The sequence below is a fragment of the Pseudomonas sp. LBUM1669 genome, assembly GCF_059695705.1.
In genome coordinates this window covers 91,967-109,469 of record NZ_CP166784.1, presented here as the reverse complement: position 1 = coordinate 109,469, position 17,503 = coordinate 91,967, and the positions used below count along the sequence as shown (strand labels likewise).

Below are 17,503 nucleotides of genomic sequence, written 5' to 3'. Positions count from 1 at the left end.
CAGTTGCGTCAGCTGGCATTGGTCGCAGTAGATTATGTTTAAAACTGTACTGCTGTACTGGTCATTTCCTACCGTAATTGCCTACCAAATCCACACAAAACATAGAAATCGCACTAATTTGGTGCTGACAGGTACAGTTGCCTCAATTTCGACCAGTACACCCCCTATTAGCAGTTAACTGGTCCCTCACAATACAGGTGAACTGTATCTACAGAGACTAGCCAAACGAGAGGATCATTGGCATCAGTTAAACCACTACCTAATCCCGCCACAAGCGGAAGGATGTCAACCATGGAACGTACACTCAGTTCCGAACTGTTCTTCGAAGATACCGCTGCAAAAACCCAGGCTTCCATGCCTCTTCGCGTTATTGCCAACCTGATGCTGTGGCAGCGCCGCATCTCCAGCCGCCATCAACTGGCTCGTCTGGATTCGCGTCTGCTGGCTGATGCCGGGATTAGCGAAGCACAACGCTACGAAGAGCTGAGCAAGCCGTTCTGGCGCTAAGTTAGCGTCGCTGGCCCTGACCCACCGGGTCCACAGCCAGCACTCCAAATTGAAAAAACAAAGCCCGTCGTGGGTAACCACGACGGGCTTTGTCGTTTTCGGCCTTTGTCAGTGCCAGTACAAAAGGGATAGCGGGCGACAGTTACAGTTATAACTATTTAATAATTGCACCAGTACAATTTCTTTGCGGTGTATCTGTAGGTCCAGAAGCAAAGAGCTCAACATGGAAGTCCTGACTCACCGGCAAAAGGACTGCGCCATGAATAACCTACTGAATGTTTCCGCTTCTGCCCTTCAAACGAAGCCGCGGTTCCTCAGGCTTAAACGTTTGCTGAGGGTGCTCGCTGACAACGTTGATAGAGCTAGAACCCGACGTTTGCTGGGCCAGCTCAATGATCAGCAACTCTCGGACCTGGGCATCAGCCACGCGGATCGGCTCAATGAATTGGATAAACCGTTCTGGCGCTAGGCCCCTGCTTTAACAGAAGGGACTGTTCGAACCGATAAAAGCAGGCCTAATATCAAACCAGAACGTGGCGAGCGCTGTACGACAGGCGTCTGACTCAACAGCTACCTCAACACCTCTCAATCGGTTATCCAAAGGAGTTACACCATGTCCCGTCTTCGTCTGCTCAGCGCTGCAGCCCTGCTTGCCGTGGCTGCCAATTCCCACGCGACCAGCTTTATCGTGACCACGGATGCCGTTGTCGGCGCGCTGAAGTCCAGTTCCGATGCAACCTCCGATGTCACTTCTTCCTTTCGCGATGACAAGATCGTGCGCGCTGCCCGTGACGACGCCGCCAGCTTCGTCGCCAGCGAAGGCGCCATTCGTGGCGTGAAACTGGAAAGCGCACTTGACCACATTCGCCACCAGGCGCCTCAGCTGAACGCCACTGATGCACAACTGGCACAGGCCATCCTGACGATCTAAGCGACACTGTCACATGGGACACGCTTGTCGTGTCCCAATATTTCGGGGCTGGCTCTAGCCCGGGCATTGCGCTAGCCTTTGGACTCGCTTTCGACAATCGAGTCTCATGCGTTTTCTTTCAAAGCCGTCTTTCACCTCAGTATTTCTCGCGGCCTGCTGGTCGAGCCCGACCTATGCCTTCGACGCGTTCAACCTGTCGACCCAAGGCATTGTGGTGACTGGTTACGCTTCAAGCATGGTGACCGCCGCCCCCTTCGACCGTAAGTTGCTGATCGAGGCACACGATGACGCTGCGGCGTTCATTGCCAGCGACGGCCAATTACGCGGAGCGCAGCTGGAATCCGCGCTGATTTACCTGCGCCGCAGCCAGCCAAAACTTCATGCAAGCGACCTTGAACTGGCGCAGGCAATTCTCGTCCAATAGTTATCCTTTGTCCTTGCGGAGTCGTTCCATGCGTAGCCCTCTGATTGCTGTTGCCCTTGGCCTGCTTTTATTGGCCGATGTGACCCAGGCGCATACCCTGGTCGCCACCAGTAATATCATCATCAATGCCACCCAGCGCACCCTTGATTTCACGTCCGATACCACCACGTCGATCCGGGATTCAAAGATCATCCGTGAAGCCCACGACGATGCGGCCAGTTTTGTTGCCAGTGACGGCGACATACGCGGCGCGCACCTCGAAGCGGCCATCAACACGTTGCGCACCCGCGTGCCGGAAGCCCGGGACGCCAGTGATCAGGTGCTCGCCGAAGCCATCCTCGCACTGTGAAGTCGCCAAGCGCCTGGCTGCTGGCCGGGCTGATGTTGCTGCTGTGCAACACGGCCCAGGCTGGCCTGCAATTACGGCTCAAGACCGAGGGTCTGAGCCCCGAACAACAGCAAGCCAGTCAGGTGTTGCTCGATGAAGCCATGCAGGCCTTGCCGCCACGCTTTATCGAAAAACTGGACCGCCGCATTGATGTCGGCTGGACCGACGACATGCCGAGCAATGCCTATGGCCAGGCCTCGCTGGTGTCCGAACTCGACCTGAACCGCAACCTGCTCGCAAGCCTCACGGACGGCAGCGCCGCCACCAAGAAAACCTATCGCCCCCACGGCACCGTCCGCCGCGAAATGCTCGCAACGGTGTTGCATGAACTCACCCACATTTACGACCGTTCGCGCCTGTGGCCGGACGCGGAACGCACGCTGATCCAGCGCTGTACCCGGCGCAACAACAGTTCCGGCCTGATCGGCATCCCGGATGAATGCCGTGGTCAATCCGACCGCCGCTTTACCCTGAGCGATGACCCGCGCCTGCTCGATCTGGCCGGCTGGCCGCAATACGTCGGTCGCCGTGGCGAGCGCGAGCAGCACAACCGGCAAATCGCCCGCAGCCCGGACATCTACGAAACGAGCAGTCCCAAAGAGTTTGTCGCGGTCAACATGGAGTATTTCCTCCTCGACCCGAGCTATGCCTGCCGTCGCCCCGCGCTGTATCGCTACTACAAAGAACATTTCGGTTGGGCTCCCGCTGCCAAGGACGCTTGCAGCAAGTCCTTTGCCTTCCTCAATGCCGGCAACGACTTCGCTAAACAACCGCTGGGCCAGGTCGATCCGGAACGGGTGTACGCCGTCGACTATCTGCTGGCCGAAGCCAACCAGAACTGGGTCAGCCGCTGGGGGCACAGCATGTTGCGTCTGGTGATCTGCGCGCCAGGTCGGCCCCGTGGGCCAGATTGCCGATTGGATCTCGACCAGCACCTGGTCTTGTCCTATCGCGCCTTCGTCGGCGACGTACAGCTCTCGAGCTGGGATGGATTGGTGGGTAAATATCCGTCGCGGCTATTTGTATTGCCGTTGGCCCAAGTGATCGACGAATACACCAAGACTGAACTGCGCAGTCTGGCTTCGGTGCCGCTGAACCTGTCGCGCAACGAAATTGAAGACGTGGTGGAACACGCCGCCGAGATGCACTGGAGTTACGACGGCAACTATTTTTTCCTGTCCAATAACTGCGCGGTAGAAGGCCTGAAATTGCTGCGCAGCGGCACCAACAACGCGAAACTGGTCGGGCTCGACAGCATCATGCCCAACGGCTTACTGGAAGTGATGAAAGGCCGCGGACTGGCGAATACCAGCGTGCTGGACGACCCACGCGAAGCGCTGCGCCTTGGTTATCGCTTCGATTCCTTCCGTGATCGTTACCAAGCGATGTTCGAAGTGCTGAAGAAGCACTTGCCGATCAAGCAGGAAAAAGTCGAAGACTGGCTGGCACTGAAAGCTGCAGAACGTCGGCAATGGTTTGAGCAAGCTGATTTGCGCACCAGTGCCGCGTTGCTGTTGCTGGAGCAGGCAAGCTTCCGTCAACAGCTGGTGCTGGCCCAGGATGAAGTGAAACAGCGTTATCTGGGCGCTCGGGAATTGAAGAACGGCGGCATGGACAAGGCGAACGCGACCTTGCAGCAGATTCTCGCCAATAGCGGCTTCCTCAGTCGTCCGGCGGAGCTGCTCGGCACCGGCGGTTACGGATTGCCTCAACCGAATGAATGGCAGCGCCTGGAATCGGAAAGCAACCTGCGGCAGAAGCAGCTTCAGCTGCTGACCGGCGATCTGGACAAGGAAGTCAGAGCGCTGCTCGAACCAGGCCGGGCAGCTGAGATGGCCGCCAATGAAGCCAACCTGAAACTGGTGGGCGAACATTTGCGCAAATTGCATAAAGCAGCAGGCGGGCTGGAGTTGCCATAAGCAAGAAGGCGTCGTGGATGATCCATGACGCCTTCTTTTTGCCTGCACGTTAAATCAAAGCACCCCTTCAAGAATTTCATAGACGATCCCGGTGCCCACGGCAATTAGCACAATATCGCCCCCCGCACGGCGCCATTCGTAGCCCGTGTAATACGGCAGCCGCCCCAAGGCGCGATTATCCAGACGCTCACCGTAATAGCCGTGAGGCAACGGCCGACCACGCACCAGATGAACACCTGGAGGAGGTGGTGCCCCGCGTACAAAATAGCCGTGGTTATCGTGAATAGTCTGGCGCACCGGGCCGAAATCCCGTGGCGGAGGGCCGCCGCGATGATTGTCCTGCGGGCCACGGTGGTCATCGCCATGATTGTCACCACGGTTGTCGTAATGGCCCTGCTGCGGGCCGCCGCGGTCGTGATCGTCGCGCTGATCAGCACTCGCATTCAGCAACGGGGTGGCACTGAGCATCAGCACGCCCAGGCTGGCAATCAGACGTTTCGGCATTTTCATCAGGTCTTTCCTCACCGCACATACAGCAAAAAGGGCTTCAGAACGTAGTCCTGAAGCCCTCGGTCTTGCTGTTTAGTCTGTGCCGCGCGGCTCTAATTCCTCTGTATCAGGAACTTTACCTTCAGCTGACGCGGGCCTTACGCACACCGTCAGCCAGCGCCGAGCAAAGGCTCAGTACGCCATCAACCGCCTGTTCCGGCGTGGTGGCATTGGCGATGTGATCGATCAATGCCGAACCCACCACCACACCATCGGCCAGACGCGCGATGGACGCCGCTTGCTCCGGTGTGCGAATGCCGAACCCGATACTGATCGGCAGGTCGGTGTGGCGACGCAGACGGGCAACGGCTTCTTCAACATGCTCCAGCGTCGCCGCGCCCGCCCCGGTCACACCGGCAACCGACACGTAGTAGACGAAGCCAGAGCTGCCGTTCAGAACAGTCGGCAGACGCACATCATCGGTTGTCGGCGTGGTCAGACGGATGAAGTCCAGGCCCGCTGCCTGAGCCGGGTCGCACAGCTCACCGTTATGCTCCGGCGGCAGGTCGACCACGATCAAACCATCAACCCCGGCCTCTTTGGCGTCAGCAATGAAACGCGGCACGCCGTACATGTGGATCGGGTTGAAGTAACCCATCAGCACCAGCGGCGTCTCGGTATTGCCTTCACGGAACTCGCGAACCATTTGCAGGGTTTTTGCCAGGTTCTGCTTGGCACCCAAGGCGCGGATGTTCGCCAATTGAATCGCCGGGCCGTCAGCCATCGGGTCGGTGAAGGGCATGCCCAGCTCGATCACGTCGGCGCCAGCACCGGGCAAGCCTTTGAGGATCGCCAGGGAAGTGTCATAGCTCGGGTCGCCAGCGGTGACGAAGGTCACCAGGGCGGCGCGGTTCTGTTCCTTGAGTTCGGCAAAACGGGTTTGCAGGCGGCTCATCAGTGTTTCTCCTGCTTGGACTGCTCGTGTTGAGCGTTTTCCATGTGGTGCATCACGGTTTGCATGTCTTTGTCGCCACGGCCGGACAGGTTGACCACCATCAGGTGATCTTTCGGCAGGGTCGGTGCGCGCTTGAACACTTCGGCCAGGGCGTGGGCGCTTTCCAGTGCAGGAATAATCCCTTCCAGGCGGCAGCATTTGTGGAACGCATCGAGGGCTTCGTCGTCGGTCACCGAGGTGTACTGAACGCGGCCGATGTCATGCAACCAGGCATGCTCAGGGCCGATGCCTGGATAGTCGAGGCCGGCCGAGATCGAGTGGGCGTCGATGATTTGGCCATCGTCGTCCTGCAACAGGAAGGTACGGTTGCCGTGCAGTACACCCGGAACGCCACCGTTCAGGCTGGCAGCATGCTTACCGGTTTCGATGCCATAACCGGCGGCTTCCACACCAATGATCTCGACGCTTTTGTCGTCAAGGAACGGGTGAAACAGGCCCATGGCGTTGGACCCGCCACCGATGCACGCCACCAGGCTGTCCGGCAGACGGCCTTCTTGGTCTTGCAATTGAGTACGGGTTTCTTTGCCGATAACAGCCTGGAAGTCACGAACCATCGCAGGATAAGGGTGCGGGCCGGCCACGGTGCCGATCAGGTAAAAGGTGCTGTCGACGTTGGTCACCCAGTCACGCAACGCTTCGTTCATCGCGTCTTTCAGGGTGCCAGTCCCGGCGACCACCGGGATCACTTCGGCGCCCAGCAGCTTCATGCGGAACACGTTGGCCTGCTGACGCTCGATATCGGTGGTACCCATGTAGATCACGCAGTCGAGGCCAAAACGTGCAGCCACGGTCGCCGTCGCCACACCGTGCATGCCGGCGCCGGTCTCGGCGATGATACGTTTCTTGCCCATGCGCCGCGCCAGCAGGATCTGGCCGATGCAGTTGTTGATCTTGTGCGCGCCGGTGTGGTTCAGCTCTTCGCGCTTCAGATAAATCTTCGCGCCGCCGCAGAATTCGGTCAGGCGTTCGGCGTAATACAGCGGGCTTGGACGTCCGACGTAGTCCCGCTGGAAGTAGGCCAATTCTTCTTTGAATGCCGGATCTTCCTTGGCCAATTCGTATTCACGGGCCAAGTCGAGGACCAACGGCATCAGGGTTTCGGCAACGTAGCGGCCGCCGAACGCGCCAAACAAGCCGTTGGCGTCGGGGCCGGTACGCAAATTAGTCTGGGTCATGGGTCGCTCCAGTTGGATTCGTGAGATGACAATGACGGTCACTCTACCCCTGACGCCCAAGCCTGAAAACCGATAAGATCGCCACAACCTGTCAGGAAAACTCACAGATCCCATGAGCCACGACCTTCCCCCGCTCAACGCCCTTCGCGCCTTTGAAGCCACGGCCCGGCTGAACAGCGTCAGTCACGCTGCCGAACAGCTGCACGTCACTCATGGCGCGGTCAGCCGGCAACTCAAGGTGCTCGAAGAACACCTCGGCGTCAGCCTGTTCATCAAGGATGGGCGCGGCCTGAAACTCACAGATGCCGGCGTGCGTTTGCGCGATGCCAGCGGTGAAGCCTTTGAGCGTCTGCGGACTGTGTGCGCAGAGCTGACCCAAAGCACCGCTGACGCGCCGTTCGTACTGGGTTGCTCGGGCAGTTTGTTGGCGCGCTGGTTTATTCCACGCCTGGGACGACTGAATGCGGACCTGCCGGACCTGCGCCTGCACCTGTCGGCCGGGGAAGGCGATCTCGATCCGCGACGGCCGGGGCTCGATGCCCTGCTGGTGTTTGCCGAGCCGCCATGGCCGGCGGACATGCAAGTCTATGAGTTGGCCAGCGAACGAATCGGTCCGGTGATGAGCCCACGCTTCGCGGGTTATGAAAAGCTGCAAGGCGCGCCAGCCACAGTGCTATTGGATGAGCCATTGCTGCACACCACTTCGCGCCCACAGGCCTGGCCGAGCTGGGCACAGCAAAGTGGCCTCGACGCCAAGGCGTTGAAGTACGGTCAAGGTTTCGAGCATTTGTATTATTTGCTGGAAGCGGCCGTAGCGGGGCTGGGGGTGGCAATTGCACCTGAACCGTTGGTGGCTGAGGACTTGAAGGCCGGTCGCCTGGTTGCGCCCTGGGGATTCAGTGAAACCCCGGCGCAACTGGCTTTGTGGCTACCCAAGCGCGCCGCGGACGGGCGCGCTCGGCAGTTGGCGCAGTGGCTCAAGGCTGAACTGCGCCAAACCGATTAGTCGCCGCGCTTGAACAGCAGATATGCCGCGAGCAGACCCAGTGCGCCCACAGCAACGCCCGCGGTAGTCCAAGGGTGTTCCTGAGCGTAGTCGCGTGTGGCAATCCCGGTTTCACGGGTTTTGACTTTGACTTCTTCATACGCATCGCTGAGCAGATGGCGCGAGTGTTTCAGCGCGTTCTCGGCGTTGCCTTTCAGCGCTTTGAGGGTTTTACGCGACTCGTCCGAGGCGTCGTCTTTCAGATTTTCCAACGATTTCAGCAGACTCTCGATCTCGGCTTCCATGCTTTGCAATGAGGCTTTACGTAAAGAGGTGTTGGCCATGGTGGCTCTCCTTCATTGATGATGAGTAGCGTGTGTTGGTTGGGACTTCAAGGGTTCGAGAAAGTGCAGTAAATCTGAACTTCTGCGTTGCAACAGCCGACAGAAGTAATACGAAAAATCACTGCTAGGCTGTATTTCATACCCCAAGGAGAACGCCATGACTGACCATCACACCTACAAGAAAGTCGAGCTTGTCGGCTCGTCCACCACCACCATTGAAGACGCCATCAACAACGCATTGGCCGAAGCCAATAAGAGCATCAAGCACCTGGAATGGTTTGAAGTGACCGAAACCCGCGGGCACATCAAGGACGGCAAGGCTGCCCACTTTCAGGTGACGCTTAAAGTCGGGTTCCGGATTGCCAGTAGCTGAGTTTGAGCTAGTCTTCTGAACTTGCGCGCTGGCCGAATGCCATAGGGAAATAGCAAAGCGCTACATGAGTGCCTCCGGCTGATGGCTGGAAGCTCCCTTTGATCCGACCAGGGAATGCGACCGATGAAGCAATTTATTTTAGCGGTAGGTTTATTAAGCCTTGCGGGAACAGCCTTTGCTGACGGCAAATCGTGCGAAGAGCTGAAAGCCGAAATCGCGGCGAAACTGGATGCCAAGGGCGTTGCCGGCTATTCGCTGGAAATCGTCGATAAGGACGCTGCTGCCGACGGAAAAGTCGTTGGCACCTGTGAAAAAGGCTCTAAGCAAATCGTCTACAAGCAGGGCTGACCTCCCTCCAAAATAAAAAAGCCGACGCAATGACGTCGGCTTTTTTGTGCTCGCTATTTGAGCGTCAGCCCTTCATGACCTGCGCCAGCAGCTCATAGGAATGTACCCGATCCGCATGTTCGTACAGATCGCAGGTGAAAATCAGCTCGTCTGCCTGAGTCTGCTCGATCAGCACTTCCAGCTTGGCGCGGATTTTCTGCGGGCTGCCCACCATCGCAAGTCCGAGGAAATCACCCACGGCTTCTTTCTCATGGGGCAGCCACAAGCCATCCATGGTTTTCACCGGCGGACGCTGCACCAGGCTTTGGCCACGCATCAACGCCAGAATGCGCTGATAGACCGAAGTCGCCAGGTAATCCGCCTGTTCGTCAGTGTCAGCGGCCACCAGCGGCACACCGAGCATCACATACGGTTTATCCAGCACCGCCGAAGGCTTGAAGTGATTGCGGTAGACGCGAATCGCCTCATGCATGAAGCGCGGTGCAAAATGCGAGGCGAAGGCGTAGGGCAAACCGCGTTCACCGGCCAGTTGTGCACTGAACAGGCTAGAGCCCAGCAACCAGACAGGGACATTGGTGTCAGTGCCAGGCATAGCGATGATTCGCTGGTCAGGCGTGCGTGGGCCGAGATAACGCATCAGCTCGGTGACATCTTCCGGAAACTCGTCGGCGCTGCCGGATCGTTCGCGACGCAGGGCGCGGGCAGTCATTTGATCGGATCCGGGCGCGCGCCCCAGACCCAGATCGATCCGGCCTGGATACAAACTTTCGAGGGTGCCAAATTGCTCCGCGATCACCAGTGGCGCGTGGTTGGGCAGCATCACGCCGCCGGAGCCGACACGAATGGTCGTCGTGCCACCGGCCAGGTAGCCGAGCAGTACCGAGGTGGCGGAACTGGCGATGCCGTCCATGTTGTGGTGTTCGGCAACCCAGAAGCGGTTATAGCCGAGTTTTTCGACATGCTGTGCCAGGTTCAGGGAATTACGCAGCGACTGGGCCGCGCTGCCGTTCTCTCGCACGGGCACCAGATCAAGGGTCGAGAACTTGATATCGGACAGTCGTTTCATAAGCCTGCTTCTCCAATTGAGGGCGCAGGTTTTTTCTTGCGAACGAAAACCTGCCGAATCTATAAGCGTGCTTCATGCAATGAGGGCATATACCCGAGATTCAATAGCCAAGACATAAATTCCTACGAAAACGGTAGGACTTATGAGATGAGGTGAACTTTGCACCACCGTCTATCCTCAGAACCCTAGCAACCGAAAACCACGAAGGTGCGACGTTTCGCGCCGGATCTTGAGGAGGCAGACATGGCTATTACAAAGAAAGCATCGGCTCATTGGGAAGGTGATCTGAAAACGGGCATCGGCTCGATCTCCACTGAAACCGGTGTACTCAGAGAAGCGCCCTACGGCTTCAAGGCTCGTTTCGAAGGCGGCAAAGGCACCAATCCGGAAGAACTGATCGGCGCGGCGCATGCGGGATGTTTCTCGATGGCGTTTTCGATGATCCTGGGTGATGCCGGGCTCAAGGCCGACAGCATCGATACCAATGCTGAAGTCACCCTGGACCAAGTCGACGGTGGTTTTGCGATCACGGCGGTGAAATTGATCCTCAAGGCGAAAATCCCCGGGGCCACTCAGGCGCAGTTCGAGGAGCTGAGCAACAAGGCCAAAGAAGGTTGCCCGGTGTCCAAAGTGCTGAATGCGAAGATCAGTCTGGATGCAACGTTGATTAGCTGATGTTCATGCGCTGAAGGTACTGACGCCTTCGCGAGCAGGTCGGATCGCCGCACCTGCTCGCGAAAGCGATCTGGTAAGCGACTCAATCCCTACTGCAAAACATAAGCCTTATGAGCGATGTCAGAACTCGCTTTATCAAACTGTGGTCGAATAAATGACAGCGGCTGAAACGCAGCCCCCTGCGCGCTGCCTCAATGGAGTTTCAACCATGAAACGTTTTGCCTTGGCGATTATCTGTTGTGCGCTGGCCACTTCGGCCCTGGCGGCACCGAAATCCTGCGAAGAACTCAAGGCCGAGATCGAGGCCAAGATCCAGGCCAATAACGTCACGTCCTACACCCTGGAAATCGTCACCAATGACGACGTTCACGATAAGAACATGGTCGTCGGCAGCTGCGAAAACGGCACCAAGAAAATCATTTACCAGAAAAACGACCGCTGATTCACCTCACGGGACGCAATTGGCCTCCCGATCTTCAGCGACAATTTCCCGCTTGGCGTTGAACAACCGCGCGCCAGGGGTGAACGCTATCGAACGGCCCTCCAGCACATAACGCTGGCCGGCTTCGAAATGATCATAGTTGAGGGTCAGGTAGCACAGCCGCTCCGTGGGGGCGCTCATCATGCCCATGCCCCCACCACCGGGCACCTCAAAGTCAAACCTGACGACCAGCTCATGGCTGCCGGGTGTGACCTGAAAAAAACGCCCGTCGCGCATTCGCTGTTTGTCCAGTCGCTCTGCCATCAGCAACTTGTCGTTGGGGAATGGCGTCGAGAAATCGATCCAGGCCATCTGCGGATTTACCGCCGGTAACGGACTCTGGCAGCCGGCAACCACACCTGCCGCGAGCAACAGCATCAACCTGCGCATGATGAATGTCCCAAAGGATGGTCATTCAGCATAACGCCGATTAGCTGCGTTGGCAGCCCGCCGGTGTGCCCTGGCCAATCACTTTTCGTTGCTGATCATAGAGTTTGGCCCACGGCCGGAAGCCGATATTCCCCGCTTGCAGCTGATACCGCTCACCGGCGTTGAAGTCATTGAATTTCACATTCAACTGGCAATCACGCCATAGCGGTTCGGCGTCAGGGCCGATGTTGGTGGGCTGGACCGGAAACTGGTAACGCACCGTCAGCTCATGACTGCCCGGATGCACTTCGAAATAGCGCTTGTCGGTAGAGGCCTTGTCATCGACATCCAGCGCTTGCAGGGCGGTGTCTTCTTGCTGTGAGTCCAGGTCGATCCACGCTTGCGACGGATCGTGGTGAGGTAATCCAAATCCGGCACAACCGGTCAGCATCAACAAGCCTCCCGTCAGCATCAATTTGCGCATAGCGGAGCTCCAGTCAGGCGGGATAGTCTTGCGGGCAGACTCTCCAGGGATGATTTTATTTTGATCAGGCCGCTTCCAAGCCATGGGTTACTTGATCGCGTTTTGCGGGTTTTGTTTCCAGGTGTGTTGCTTTTATTCCTCAGCGGCTGCGCCGGCGTCAGCTATTACAGCCAATTGGCCAGTGGTCAGTTGCAGTTGCTCAGGGCCAGGGAGCCGGTGGCCGACGTGGTGGCCGATCCGTCTCGCGATCCGATGCTGCGTGCGCACCTGACCCAGTCGCAAAAGGCCCGGACATTCGCCAGCCAACAGCTGCATCTGCCCGATAACCAAAGCTACCGCCTGTACGCCGACATTGGCCGGCCGTTCGTGGTCTGGAACGTCTTTGCCACGCCCGAATTTTCCCTGACACCGCAAAATCATTGTTTCCCCATCGCTGGTTGCGTCGCCTATCGAGGTTATTACAGTCAGAGTGCCGCCCGCGGCGAGGCGGCCTTGCAACGCCTGAAAGGTATGGACGTATCGATTGGCGGCGTCGAGGCCTATTCGACGCTCGGCTGGTTCAACGATCCGATTCTCAGCTCCATGATGGGTTGGGGCGACGAGCGGCTGGCGACGCTGATCTTCCATGAGCTCGCTCATCAGCGCGTCTATGTAAAGGACGACACCGAGTTCAACGAGTCCTTCGCCACCTTCGTCGAGCAGGAAGGCACCCGGCAATGGCGTGCATCACGTGGTCTGGCACCGGACAACGGCGCGCAGGCGCAGCAGCGGGACCTGTTCATTCAATTGGTTCTGGACACTCGCACGCGACTCGAAAAGCTCTACGCCCTGCCGCTGCCCACCGACCAGATGCGCCAGCGCAAAGCAGCAGAGTTCGAACGCCTGCGTCTTGAATATCGACAACTGCGCGACAGCCGCTGGGCCGGGGATAAACGCTATGACGCGTGGATCAATGCGCCGATGAACAATGCCCGCTTATTGCCGTTTGGGTTGTATGACCAATGGGTGCCAGCGTTTACGGCGCTGTTCAGGCAGGAGGGTGGGGATTGGCTGAGGTTTTATGCGGCAGTCGAACAGCTTGGTGCGTTGCCGATGGCTGAGCGCAAGTTGGTGCTGAAGGCTTTGGCGGGGTCATAAAATCTGGTGGCTGGGCGGGCCTCCGCGGGCAAGCCTCGCTCCTACGGGATCTACGTTGCTTTTGTCGGAGCGAGGCTTGCCCGCGAACGCGTTTTCAACCTCACAACCAGATCGCGTCCCACAGCGGATAATCCCCTACCCTCTCGACCAAGCCAGCTCGCAACGGATTGGCGACGATGTAGCGAGCAACTGCCTGTAGATCTTCTTCCTTACGAATGGCGCGATCGTGATAACCATGTTGCCAAACCGGACCTTGGCGTCCTGCCGAGCGATTAAGCGTTACTGCGATGCGTGATTTGGTTCGAGCCATCAAACTGGGTAACTGAATATTCTGTAACTCGATCAGCCAATGGAAATGATCGGGCATGACGACCCAGGCCAGTGACGTCGCAAACCCTTCTTGCTCAGCAGCTTTCAGGGCATCGACTACCAGTCGCCCACTCTTGAAGTCATGGAATAACGGTTGCCGGTTCAAAACGACGGCTGTCAGGAGGTAAATCTGTCCGGGCTCCGAATATCGGCCGGTGCGCAATCGATGAGCATGTTTTAGCTCTGACATTAATGATCCTCCTTGATCGTGACCTCAGACTTTGAGCCTAGGACGATTAGAAGGGACTTGGGTGGTAACTGTTGCACAGGATGTATCTGGGCGGGCCTCTTCGCGGGCAAGCCTCGCTCCTACGGGATCTACGTTGCTTTTGTAGGAGCGAGGCTTGCCCGCGAACGCGTACTGATCAACGCCGCAAAAACGCCTGATGCATCTCATCCAGCGTTTCAAAGTGATAGGTCGGTGCTTCTGCGCTCAATTCTTCCCGGCTGCCAAAACCGTATCCAACCGCCGCCGCATCCAGCCCGTTGCTGCGCGCGCCGATCAGGTCGTGTTTGCGGTCGCCGATCATCAGGGTGCTGGCCGGGTCCAGGCCTTCTTCGGCCATCAGGTGGGCAATCAACTCGACTTTGTTGGTGCGTGTCCCGTCCAGTTCGCTGCCGTAAATCACCTTGAAGTGCTTGGCGAAGTCGAAGTGCCGGGCGATTTCTCGGGCGAACACCCACGGCTTGGAGGTTGCGATGAACAACTGTCGCCCTTGCCCGCCGAGAGTTTCCAGCAGCAGTGTGACGCCGTCGAACACACGGTTTTCATACAGGCCGGTAACCTTGAAGCGTTCGCGATAGAAATTCACCGCTTCCCAGGCCTTGGGCTCGTCGAAGTCGTAGAACTGCATGAACGCCTGCAACAACGGCGGGCCGATGAAGTGCTCGAGCTTGGTCAGGTCCGGTTCATCGATGCCCAGTTTGCTCAGGGCGAACTGGATCGAACGGGTGATGCCCTCGCGCGGGTCGGTCAGGGTGCCATCGAGGTCGAACAGTACAGTTTGGTAATGCATGTTGAATCCTGAATTAGGGCGAAGGCTCAAAGCTGGTCGTAGCCTTCAGCCAGATGCAAATTCTTGAGCTTCACGTAGTTCGCCGCGCTGTAGGTGAAAAAGGCATTTTCCTTGTCCGTCAGCGGGCGGATTTTCTTCACGGGGCTGCCGACATACAGGAAGCCGCTTTCCAGACGCTTGCCCGGCGGCACCAGGCTGCCCGCGCCGACAATCACATCGTCCTCGATTACCGCGCCATCCATGACGATGCTGCCCATGCCGATCAGAATCCGGTTGCCGACCCTGCAGCCATGCAGCATGACCTTATGGGCAATGGTCACATCGTCTCCGATCAAGCAGGGAAAGCCATCGGGATTGAACGGCCCGGCGTGAGTGATGTGAAGCACGCAACCATCCTGGACACTGGTGCGCGCACCGATACGGATGCGGTGCATGTCGCCACGAATCACTGTCAGCGGCCAGACCGAGCTGTCTTCGCCGATTTCAACGTCGCCGATCACCACCGCCGAGCCGTCGACAAAAGCGCCTTTGCCCAACAGCGGCGTGTGGTTCTGATACTTGCGAAGGGTCACGATAGGGTTTCTCTCTGTTGCTGATAGCTGCGGTGAGCGTCGATTGTAATTAAGATGGCCGCATGTTTCTTCCAGCCAAGGTGCCAACCGTGAGCGTGAACAACCCTCTTTTGCAGTCCTACGACCTGCCGCCGTTCTCGGCGATCCGTGCCGAACACGTGCAACCGGCCATTGAACAGATCCTGGCTGACAACCGTGCCGCCATTATTGAGATCCTCAACAGCCAGGGCAAACAACCGACTTGGGCCGGCCTGGTGCTGGCGATGGACGAACTGAACGATCGTCTGGGCGCCGCCTGGAGCCCGGTCAGCCACCTGAATGCCGTGTGCAACAGCGCCGAACTGCGCGAAGCCTACGAGTCCTGCCTGCCCGCCTTGAGCGCCTACTCCACCGAGCTGGGCCAGAACCGTGAGCTGTTCGAGGCCTTCGAAGCCTTGGCGAACAGCCCGGAAGCCGCCGGTTTCGACGTGGCGCAGAAAACTATCCTGGAACACTCCCTGCGTGACTTCCGTCTGTCGGGTATCGACCTGCCGGAAGCCGAACAGAAGCGCTACGCCGAAGTGCAAAGCAAATTGTCGGAGCTGGGCAGCCGCTTCTCCAACCAGCTGCTCGACGCGACTCAAGCCTGGACCAAGCACGTGACCGATGAAGCCGCCCTCATCGGCCTCACCGATTCGGCCAAGGCGCAAATGGCCGCCGCGGCACAGGCAAAAGATCTGGACGGCTTCCTCATCACCCTGGAATTCCCGAGCTATTACGCGGTGATGACCTACGCCCAGGACCGTGCCCTGCGCGAAGAAGTCTACGCCGCCTACTGCACCCGTGCGTCGGACCAAAGCCCGAACGCCGGTCAGAACGATAACGGTCCGGTCATGGAAGACATCCTCGGTCTGCGTCAGGAGCTGGCCAAACTGCTCGGCTTCGCCAGTTTCTCGGAACTGAGCCTGGCCACCAAAATGGCCGAATCCAGCGATCAGGTACTGAGTTTCCTGCGCGATCTGGCCAAACGCAGCAAACCGTTCGCCGCCCAGGACCTGGAACAGCTCAAGGCCTACGCCGCCGAACAAGGCTGCCCGGACCTGCAAAGCTGGGACAGCGGCTTCTACGGCGAAAAACTTCGCGAGCAGCGTTACAGCGTGGCCCAGGAAGCACTGCGCGCCTACTTCCCGATCGACAAAGTGCTGGGCGGCCTGTTCGCCATCGTCCAGCGCCTGTACGGCATCGAGATCGCCGAGCTGAAAGGGTTCGACGCCTGGCACCCCGATGTCCGCCTGTTCGAAATCAAGGAAAACGGCCAGCACGTCGGCCGCTTCTTCTTTGACCTCTATGCCCGCGCCAACAAGCGTGGCGGAGCCTGGATGGACGGCGCCCGCGACCGTCGCCGCACGATAAGCGGCGTGCTGCAAAGCCCGGTGGCCAATCTGGTGTGCAACTTCACCCCGGCCGACAGCGGCAAACCAGCCCTGCTAACCCACGATGAAGTCACCACCCTGTTCCACGAATTCGGCCATGGCCTGCATCACCTGCTGACTCGCGTTGAACACGCCGGCGTGTCCGGCATCAACGGAGTGGCCTGGGATGCGGTCGAGCTGCCAAGTCAGTTCATGGAAAACTGGTGCTGGGAGCCAGAAGGTCTGGCGCTGATCTCCGGTCACTACGAAACCGGCGAGCCGCTACCTCAGGATCTCCTAGAGAAAATGCTCGCGGCGAAGAACTTCCAGTCTGGCCTGATGATGGTTCGTCAGTTGGAGTTCTCGCTGTTCGACTTCGAACTGCACGCCACCCACGGCGATGGCCGCAGCGTGCTGCAAGTGCTCGAAGGTGTGCGTGACGAGGTCTCGGTGATGCGTCCACCGGCCTACAACCGTTTCCCGAACAGCTTCGCCCACATCTTCGCCGGCGGTTACGCGGCGGGTTACTACAGCTACAAGTGGGCTGAAGTGCTGTCGGCGGATGCCTTCTCGAAGTTCGAAGAAGACGGCGTGCTCAATGCCGAAACAGGTCGTGCGTTCCGCGAAGCGATCCTGGCGCGTGGCGGTTCTCAGGAACCCATGGTGCTGTTCGTCGACTTCCGTGGCCGTGCCCCATCGATTGACGCACTCTTGCGCCATAGCGGCCTGAGTGAGGACGCGGCAGCATGAACGAGGGGCCTGTGATCACGAAAAAACGCTTTATCGCCGGGGCGGTCTGCCCGGCATGCAGCGAGCCGGACAAATTGATGATGTGGAACGAAGACGAGGTCCCGCATCGCGAATGCGTGGCCTGCGGTTATTCGGACACGCTCAATGAACAAGGTCTGTCGGTGCCCAAGGAATTGGGCACGCGGGTCAACACTTCGGCGCTCAAGGTGCCGGACACCAAGGTTCAGGCGGTGCAGTTCTTCCCGAACCCGAAGCTGAAGAAAAAGCCTGACGAGCAACACTGAGCCAACGCCAT

At 58.4% G+C, this 17,503-nt stretch carries 24 protein-coding genes; 14 read left to right on the top strand and 10 right to left on the bottom strand.

Annotated features, from left to right (window positions below; genetic code table 11):
- The first annotated feature begins 354 nt into the window (after window positions 1–354).
- The 6 genes from ACA051_RS00555 (at window position 355) to ACA051_RS00530 (ending at window position 4,169) form a co-directional block, all read left to right on the top strand.
- Window positions 355–507: a DUF1127 domain-containing protein gene (locus ACA051_RS00555; protein WP_370694728.1), complete on the top strand. Its 153-nt coding sequence runs from the start codon at window positions 355–357 to the stop codon at window positions 505–507.
- A gap of 259 nt (window positions 508–766) precedes the next feature.
- Window positions 767–976 carry a DUF1127 domain-containing protein gene (locus ACA051_RS00550; protein WP_497375658.1) on the top strand — a complete coding sequence of 70 codons (210 nt, stop codon included), beginning with the start codon at window positions 767–769 and terminating at the stop codon, window positions 974–976.
- 144 nt (window positions 977–1,120) lie between these two features.
- Entirely contained in the window at window positions 1,121–1,438 is a 318-nt protein-coding gene (locus tag ACA051_RS00545) for a DUF2388 domain-containing protein (RefSeq protein ID WP_010465729.1), read from the top strand.
- A gap of 106 nt (window positions 1,439–1,544) precedes the next feature.
- Window positions 1,545–1,862, top strand: coding sequence for a DUF2388 domain-containing protein (locus ACA051_RS00540; RefSeq protein ID WP_497306822.1), 318 nt, complete (start codon window positions 1,545–1,547; stop codon window positions 1,860–1,862).
- 28 nt (window positions 1,863–1,890) lie between these two features.
- Window positions 1,891–2,211 carry a DUF2388 domain-containing protein gene (locus ACA051_RS00535; RefSeq protein WP_094469762.1) on the top strand — a complete coding sequence of 107 codons (321 nt, stop codon included), beginning with the start codon at window positions 1,891–1,893 and terminating at the stop codon, window positions 2,209–2,211.
- Window positions 2,208–4,169, top strand: coding sequence for a DUF7844 domain-containing protein (locus tag ACA051_RS00530; RefSeq protein WP_497306820.1), 1,962 nt, complete (start codon window positions 2,208–2,210; stop codon window positions 4,167–4,169). Before ACA051_RS00535 ends, ACA051_RS00530 begins: the two co-directional genes overlap by 4 nt.
- A 54-nt stretch (window positions 4,170–4,223) precedes the next feature.
- On the opposite strand, the gene ACA051_RS00525 is transcribed toward ACA051_RS00530, so the two are convergent.
- The 3 genes from ACA051_RS00525 to trpB all read right to left on the bottom strand — a co-directional run bounded on the left by ACA051_RS00525 (window position 4,224) and on the right by trpB (window position 6,848).
- Window positions 4,224–4,679, bottom strand: coding sequence for an anti-virulence regulator CigR family protein (locus tag ACA051_RS00525; protein WP_497306818.1), 456 nt, complete (start codon window positions 4,677–4,679; stop codon window positions 4,224–4,226).
- A 121-nt stretch (window positions 4,680–4,800) separates the two neighbouring features.
- On the bottom strand, window positions 4,801–5,613 hold the full coding sequence (gene trpA / locus ACA051_RS00520; protein ID WP_219094778.1) for a tryptophan synthase subunit alpha: 813 nt from the start codon (window positions 5,611–5,613) through the stop codon (window positions 4,801–4,803).
- Complete coding sequence (trpB, locus tag ACA051_RS00515; protein ID WP_497373071.1) at window positions 5,613–6,848, bottom strand: tryptophan synthase subunit beta; 1,236 nt, start codon at window positions 6,846–6,848, stop codon at window positions 5,613–5,615. The genes trpA and trpB overlap by 1 nt, the downstream gene beginning before the upstream one ends.
- A 112-nt stretch (window positions 6,849–6,960) precedes the next feature.
- On the opposite strand from trpB, the gene ACA051_RS00510 reads away from it, so the two are divergent.
- Window positions 6,961–7,854, top strand: coding sequence for a LysR family transcriptional regulator (locus ACA051_RS00510; RefSeq protein ID WP_497306813.1), 894 nt, complete (start codon window positions 6,961–6,963; stop codon window positions 7,852–7,854).
- Here the strand turns inward: ACA051_RS00510 and ACA051_RS00505 are convergent.
- Entirely contained in the window at window positions 7,851–8,177 is a 327-nt protein-coding gene (locus ACA051_RS00505; protein ID WP_010465712.1) for an ElaB/YgaM/YqjD family protein, read from the bottom strand. The two genes, ACA051_RS00510 and ACA051_RS00505, sit on opposite strands and share 4 nt — an antisense overlap.
- Window positions 8,178–8,334: 157 nt before the next feature.
- Between ACA051_RS00505 and ACA051_RS00500 the strand changes: the two genes are divergently transcribed.
- Together ACA051_RS00500 and ACA051_RS00495 are read left to right on the top strand one after the other, a co-directional pair.
- Window positions 8,335–8,550: a dodecin gene (locus ACA051_RS00500; RefSeq protein ID WP_497306811.1), complete on the top strand. Its 216-nt coding sequence runs from the start codon at window positions 8,335–8,337 to the stop codon at window positions 8,548–8,550.
- 123 nt (window positions 8,551–8,673) lie between these two features.
- Window positions 8,674–8,898, top strand: coding sequence for a DUF1161 domain-containing protein (locus tag ACA051_RS00495; RefSeq protein ID WP_497306809.1), 225 nt, complete (start codon window positions 8,674–8,676; stop codon window positions 8,896–8,898).
- A gap of 64 nt (window positions 8,899–8,962) precedes the next feature.
- Here ACA051_RS00495 and ACA051_RS00490 read toward each other — a convergent pair whose 3' ends face one another.
- On the bottom strand, window positions 8,963–9,964 hold the full coding sequence (locus ACA051_RS00490; RefSeq protein ID WP_497306808.1) for an LLM class flavin-dependent oxidoreductase: 1,002 nt from the start codon (window positions 9,962–9,964) through the stop codon (window positions 8,963–8,965).
- A 243-nt stretch (window positions 9,965–10,207) separates the two neighbouring features.
- Here ACA051_RS00490 and ACA051_RS00485 point away from each other — a divergent pair, with 243 nt between their 5' ends.
- Both ACA051_RS00485 and ACA051_RS00480 read left to right on the top strand, forming a co-directional pair.
- Window positions 10,208–10,639 carry an OsmC family protein gene (locus ACA051_RS00485; RefSeq protein ID WP_046044847.1) on the top strand — a complete coding sequence of 144 codons (432 nt, stop codon included), beginning with the start codon at window positions 10,208–10,210 and terminating at the stop codon, window positions 10,637–10,639.
- A 208-nt stretch (window positions 10,640–10,847) separates the two neighbouring features.
- Window positions 10,848–11,081: a DUF1161 domain-containing protein gene (locus ACA051_RS00480; protein ID WP_497373068.1), complete on the top strand. Its 234-nt coding sequence runs from the start codon at window positions 10,848–10,850 to the stop codon at window positions 11,079–11,081.
- Window positions 11,082–11,087: 6 nt separating this feature from the next.
- On the opposite strand, the gene ACA051_RS00475 is transcribed toward ACA051_RS00480, so the two are convergent.
- Both ACA051_RS00475 and ACA051_RS00470 read right to left on the bottom strand, forming a co-directional pair.
- Window positions 11,088–11,510 (bottom strand): PA0061/PA0062 family lipoprotein, encoded by a 423-nt coding sequence (locus tag ACA051_RS00475; protein ID WP_497373066.1) that lies wholly within the window; start codon window positions 11,508–11,510, stop codon window positions 11,088–11,090.
- 40 nt (window positions 11,511–11,550) lie between these two features.
- On the bottom strand, window positions 11,551–11,973 hold the full coding sequence (locus ACA051_RS00470) for a PA0061/PA0062 family lipoprotein (RefSeq protein WP_497373064.1): 423 nt from the start codon (window positions 11,971–11,973) through the stop codon (window positions 11,551–11,553).
- A gap of 60 nt (window positions 11,974–12,033) precedes the next feature.
- On the opposite strand from ACA051_RS00470, the gene ACA051_RS00465 reads away from it, so the two are divergent.
- Window positions 12,034–13,110 carry an aminopeptidase gene (locus ACA051_RS00465; RefSeq protein WP_497373062.1) on the top strand — a complete coding sequence of 359 codons (1,077 nt, stop codon included), beginning with the start codon at window positions 12,034–12,036 and terminating at the stop codon, window positions 13,108–13,110.
- Window positions 13,111–13,210: 100 nt separating this feature from the next.
- On the opposite strand, the gene ACA051_RS00460 is transcribed toward ACA051_RS00465, so the two are convergent.
- The 3 genes from ACA051_RS00460 to ACA051_RS00450 all read right to left on the bottom strand — a co-directional run bounded on the left by ACA051_RS00460 (window position 13,211) and on the right by ACA051_RS00450 (window position 15,067).
- A complete protein-coding gene (locus ACA051_RS00460) occupies window positions 13,211–13,669 on the bottom strand; it encodes an REP-associated tyrosine transposase (protein WP_497373060.1) in 459 nt (152 codons plus the stop codon).
- 175 nt (window positions 13,670–13,844) lie between these two features.
- Window positions 13,845–14,495 carry an HAD family hydrolase gene (locus ACA051_RS00455; RefSeq protein WP_497373058.1) on the bottom strand — a complete coding sequence of 217 codons (651 nt, stop codon included), beginning with the start codon at window positions 14,493–14,495 and terminating at the stop codon, window positions 13,845–13,847.
- A 26-nt stretch (window positions 14,496–14,521) separates the two neighbouring features.
- Window positions 14,522–15,067: a gamma carbonic anhydrase family protein gene (locus tag ACA051_RS00450; protein WP_497306798.1), complete on the bottom strand. Its 546-nt coding sequence runs from the start codon at window positions 15,065–15,067 to the stop codon at window positions 14,522–14,524.
- Window positions 15,068–15,156: 89 nt separating this feature from the next.
- On the opposite strand from ACA051_RS00450, the gene prlC reads away from it, so the two are divergent.
- Window positions 15,157–17,208 (top strand): oligopeptidase A, encoded by a 2,052-nt coding sequence (gene prlC, locus ACA051_RS00445; protein WP_497373056.1) that lies wholly within the window; start codon window positions 15,157–15,159, stop codon window positions 17,206–17,208.
- On the top strand, window positions 17,205–17,492 hold the full coding sequence (locus tag ACA051_RS00440) for a YheV family putative zinc ribbon protein (RefSeq protein ID WP_497306796.1): 288 nt from the start codon (window positions 17,205–17,207) through the stop codon (window positions 17,490–17,492). The genes prlC and ACA051_RS00440 overlap by 4 nt, the downstream gene beginning before the upstream one ends.
- Window positions 17,493–17,503: the final 11 nt, after the last annotated feature.

Excerpts from the sequence above, each read along its gene's own strand:
- ACA051_RS00555 (WP_370694728.1), top strand. The coding sequence starts at position 355 with ATGCCTCTTCGCGTTATTGCCAACCTGATGCTGTGGCAGCGCCGCATC.
- ACA051_RS00550 (WP_497375658.1), top strand. The coding sequence starts at position 767 with ATGAATAACCTACTGAATGTTTCCGCTTCTGCCCTTCAAACGAAGCCG.
- ACA051_RS00545 (WP_010465729.1), top strand. The coding sequence starts at position 1,121 with ATGTCCCGTCTTCGTCTGCTCAGCGCTGCAGCCCTGCTTGCCGTGGCT.
- ACA051_RS00540 (WP_497306822.1), top strand. The coding sequence starts at position 1,545 with ATGCGTTTTCTTTCAAAGCCGTCTTTCACCTCAGTATTTCTCGCGGCC.
- ACA051_RS00535 (WP_094469762.1), top strand. The coding sequence starts at position 1,891 with ATGCGTAGCCCTCTGATTGCTGTTGCCCTTGGCCTGCTTTTATTGGCC.
- ACA051_RS00525 (WP_497306818.1), bottom strand. The coding sequence starts at position 4,679 with ATGAAAATGCCGAAACGTCTGATTGCCAGCCTGGGCGTGCTGATGCTC.
- trpA (WP_219094778.1), bottom strand. The coding sequence starts at position 5,613 with ATGAGCCGCCTGCAAACCCGTTTTGCCGAACTCAAGGAACAGAACCGC.
- trpB (WP_497373071.1), bottom strand. The coding sequence starts at position 6,848 with ATGACCCAGACTAATTTGCGTACCGGCCCCGACGCCAACGGCTTGTTT.
- ACA051_RS00510 (WP_497306813.1), top strand. The coding sequence starts at position 6,961 with ATGAGCCACGACCTTCCCCCGCTCAACGCCCTTCGCGCCTTTGAAGCC.
- ACA051_RS00505 (WP_010465712.1), bottom strand. The coding sequence starts at position 8,177 with ATGGCCAACACCTCTTTACGTAAAGCCTCATTGCAAAGCATGGAAGCC.
- ACA051_RS00500 (WP_497306811.1), top strand. The coding sequence starts at position 8,335 with ATGACTGACCATCACACCTACAAGAAAGTCGAGCTTGTCGGCTCGTCC.
- ACA051_RS00495 (WP_497306809.1), top strand. The coding sequence starts at position 8,674 with ATGAAGCAATTTATTTTAGCGGTAGGTTTATTAAGCCTTGCGGGAACA.
- ACA051_RS00490 (WP_497306808.1), bottom strand. The coding sequence starts at position 9,964 with ATGAAACGACTGTCCGATATCAAGTTCTCGACCCTTGATCTGGTGCCC.
- ACA051_RS00485 (WP_046044847.1), top strand. The coding sequence starts at position 10,208 with ATGGCTATTACAAAGAAAGCATCGGCTCATTGGGAAGGTGATCTGAAA.
- ACA051_RS00480 (WP_497373068.1), top strand. The coding sequence starts at position 10,848 with ATGAAACGTTTTGCCTTGGCGATTATCTGTTGTGCGCTGGCCACTTCG.
- ACA051_RS00475 (WP_497373066.1), bottom strand. The coding sequence starts at position 11,510 with ATGCGCAGGTTGATGCTGTTGCTCGCGGCAGGTGTGGTTGCCGGCTGC.
- ACA051_RS00470 (WP_497373064.1), bottom strand. The coding sequence starts at position 11,973 with ATGCGCAAATTGATGCTGACGGGAGGCTTGTTGATGCTGACCGGTTGT.
- ACA051_RS00460 (WP_497373060.1), bottom strand. The coding sequence starts at position 13,669 with ATGTCAGAGCTAAAACATGCTCATCGATTGCGCACCGGCCGATATTCG.
- ACA051_RS00455 (WP_497373058.1), bottom strand. The coding sequence starts at position 14,495 with ATGCATTACCAAACTGTACTGTTCGACCTCGATGGCACCCTGACCGAC.
- ACA051_RS00440 (WP_497306796.1), top strand. The coding sequence starts at position 17,205 with ATGAACGAGGGGCCTGTGATCACGAAAAAACGCTTTATCGCCGGGGCG.